Source organism: Caballeronia sp., from assembly GCF_049581465.1.
Taxonomy (GTDB): Bacteria; Pseudomonadota; Gammaproteobacteria; order Burkholderiales; family Burkholderiaceae; genus Caballeronia.
Map to the genome: position 1 here is coordinate 1 of NZ_JBAUSA010001018.1, position 2,934 is coordinate 2,934.

Here is a 2,934-nt window from a genome sequence, read left to right on the forward strand (position 1 = left end):
GTTTACCCTAGCTTACTCGCTCCTTTCGGCACGGGCTAGAATGTCAAAAGCGCTTGAGGAAATTTTGTATGCAAAATTCGGATACTGAGACTGCGGTAGTCACCCCGGTGATGCCTAAGGTCGAGCGGCAGCATCTGCACGACACTGTCGTCGATCATTTGCGTCGATTCATTGTCGAGGGCCTGCTCGAACCTGGAAAAAAGCTCAATGAGCGCGAGCTGTGCGAGACGCTGGGCATCTCGCGCACGCCGTTACGCGAAGCGTTGAAGGTGCTGGCGTCCGAGGGACTGATCGAGATTTCACCTAATCGGGGCGCCTCCGTACTTAAAATGTCGGAGGCTGAGCTTCGCGAGACCTTTGAGTTGATGAGCGGGCTTGAGGCGTTTTCCGGTGAACTGGCGGCCGAGCGGATTACGCTCAGCGAGATCGCCGAGATCAAGGCATTGCATTACGCCATGCTCGCTTGCCGTGCACAAAACGACCTGCCGGGGTACTACAGTCGAAATCAGGCCATCCACGACAAGATCAACGAGGCCGCCCGCAACTCTGCATTGCGCCAGACCTACATTGCGGTCAATCGACGGTTACAAGCTCTCCGGTTTCGATCCAACTTTCAGACGCCAAAGTGGGATAGGGCTATTGGCGATCATGAGCAAATGCTTGAAGCCCTCGACGCTCGGGACGGCAAGCGGCTGAGCGCAATCCTGCGCCACCACTTGCTTGAAAAGCGGGATGCGGTACTGCAGGTCTTGGGTGATGAGTCAATGGCCGAAACCAAGTTGAAGGCTTGAGGCTTTATTAGTCGACCGTACCCTTTTTCGATCCAGTTTTTCAAAGCTTGTTCAATTGCTTTTGCGTTTTCATTGCTACGCCTAGCGGCAAAGCGACTCCGACAAAGATCCCCAGTAGGGAGCCCAACGCTTGGGCGACGCCCAACGGAGTACTTTCGGATAGGCGGAGAAAGCAAAGCGCAAATAACGCAACGAATGTTTCGAACGTCTGTATCAGCATCGGGCTCCTCCTTCGCGCTGGCTTGAGTGCACGCTTGAGTGAATATAGCGGCGAGTTCAGATATCCCGTGTCAGCAAATCGCGAGCCCGACCTTCGCCTGCGAGTCGAGCTATTGATAGGATGATTTGTGTTCCGGCGCTATTGTCGGCTCTCCTCAGCGCAGCCACGCACCGAGTCAGGGACGCGCGCGTTCCACCATTAGCCCGTCAGGCGACGGGCTATGGTTCGACATCGCGGTCCTGGTCGCAGAGCGTTTTGCGCTAATTGGCAATGGCTTATTTGCTCGCTTGCAAACCCACCTTAAACGCGCGGGATCGCGGCCTGCAATTACGGCCTATGGTGCAGCCAGTCCCGCATCGGATGACTGTCCAGCCAGCGAAAATGCCGGCTCCTTGATCGCTCACGCCTGTAATGTTCGACGATCAATATTGTCGCCATGATCAGGACCATCAGTCCAAGCCAGAATACAGTCATTGATTCAGCCATGGCACTCTCCTTAGGGTCGCGACCGTCCTTACATTGTAGGCGATGGATGCCCGATGCAAGGGTTCGTCCCAGTACAGCGCGTGGCCCCGAAACGCGTTGCTATTTGGGGTTTCGCTTCTCGTCTACCTGCCCCGCGCACGGTCTAGGATCGAGTCATGCTGGCGCGAGATCACCGGATCTCCTGGAATTGGCTGCCCGGCATGCAACATGCGGTTGACCGTCGGCCACCTTGCTCGAATCTGTTTGGATGAAGCCGTTCACGAAGCACTTTATGGAGCCTTTCACGGAGCACATCATGCGAATTGAAACGTCATTTTTGTTCGATCTGGACGGCACTTTGGTGGACAGCGTCTACCAGCATGTTTTGGCATGGAAGGAAGCACTCAATTCAGAAGGGATCGAGTTATCAGTCTGGAGGATCCACCGAAAGATCGGCATGAGCGGCGGCCTTTTCATGAACCAGCTCCTGCGTGAAACGCACAGCAACATCAGCGAGGAGCGTGTAGAGCGCCTTCGTGGCGCGCACGCCGCTGCCTATAAGCGCCTACGTGCGCAGGTTTGTCCGCTGCCCGGAGCATGCGAATTGCTCGGCGCCTTGACGCAGGCTGGCACACGCTGGGCGATTGCAACCAGCGGGCGGATGGAAACGGCAGCGGTGAACCTGGAGGCGCTCGGGGTCGACCCAGCCAAGGCGGTTGTCGTCACTCGCGACGACGTCAAATATGCGAAGCCCGATCCGGATCTGTTCATTGCCGCAGCCGAGCGGCTTGGCGTGCCAATCGAGCACACCGTCGTTGTTGGGGACAGCATCTGGGACATGCTGGCCGCGCGTCGATGCCGCTCGCTCGGTGTCGGCTTGCTGTCGGGCGGATATGGGACCGAGGAACTCGAACGCGCGGGCGCGCTACGGGTTTATGAAGACCCCGCGGATCTGCTTTTTCATCTTGACGAGGTTGCAGCGAGGCCTTGATCTGCTGGGCGCTTACCAAGGCTCCCGCTGGCCGGCACTAAAAATCCACCTGTTGGTCCGTCAGCGGGGAGCAACGCCAAGCGGATCGCGGCAGCGGCTCCCTGCTGTACCGACTGGTAGCCGCGGTGCGCGTTCAGATCGGTTGCCGTAAAGCCCCGGATCGACCGCATTGACCTTGATGCCGGCGTCCTTGAGCTCAGCGGCCAACTGCACGGTCAGCATGTTCAGTGCTCGGATACTCGTTGAAGTCCCGTGTCAGATACCCAAAGTTGCGCGCTATGCGCGCTAGCATATTGCTAAGCATCCCTATACTGTTTCCATCAAATATACGAGAGTATCGCGCCATTCCCCCCTAATCAGCACGTTTTTGCGGTAACGGTCCGCTGGACGCATCCCGAGCTTTTCCAATATGCGGATAGACGCGGCGTTTTCGGGTCGGCTGGTTGCAAAGATTCGTTGCACCTTCC

General features: G+C 57.2%; 4 protein-coding genes. 2 read left to right on the forward strand and 2 right to left on the reverse strand.

Features of this window, described 5'->3' with window-relative positions; genetic code table 11:
- Window positions 1-68 precede the first annotated feature (68 nt).
- A complete protein-coding gene (locus WCA53_RS24885; RefSeq protein WP_423916686.1) occupies window positions 69-791 on the forward strand; it encodes a GntR family transcriptional regulator in 723 nt (240 codons plus the stop codon).
- A gap of 547 nt (window positions 792-1,338) precedes the next feature.
- On the opposite strand, the gene WCA53_RS24890 is transcribed toward WCA53_RS24885, so the two are convergent.
- Window positions 1,339-1,497 (reverse strand): hypothetical protein, encoded by a 159-nt coding sequence (locus WCA53_RS24890; RefSeq protein WP_423916689.1) that lies wholly within the window; start codon window positions 1,495-1,497, stop codon window positions 1,339-1,341.
- A gap of 295 nt (window positions 1,498-1,792) precedes the next feature.
- Between WCA53_RS24890 and WCA53_RS24895 the strand changes: the two genes are divergently transcribed.
- Entirely contained in the window at window positions 1,793-2,467 is a 675-nt protein-coding gene (locus tag WCA53_RS24895; RefSeq protein ID WP_423916692.1) for an HAD family hydrolase, read from the forward strand.
- 60 nt (window positions 2,468-2,527) lie between these two features.
- Here the strand turns inward: WCA53_RS24895 and WCA53_RS24900 are convergent, their stop codons facing one another.
- The gene (locus WCA53_RS24900; RefSeq protein WP_423916694.1) at window positions 2,528-2,689 is read right to left on the reverse strand and encodes a hypothetical protein; all 162 of its coding nucleotides are present in this window, start codon (window positions 2,687-2,689) and stop codon (window positions 2,528-2,530) included.
- Window positions 2,690-2,934 lie beyond the last annotated feature (245 nt).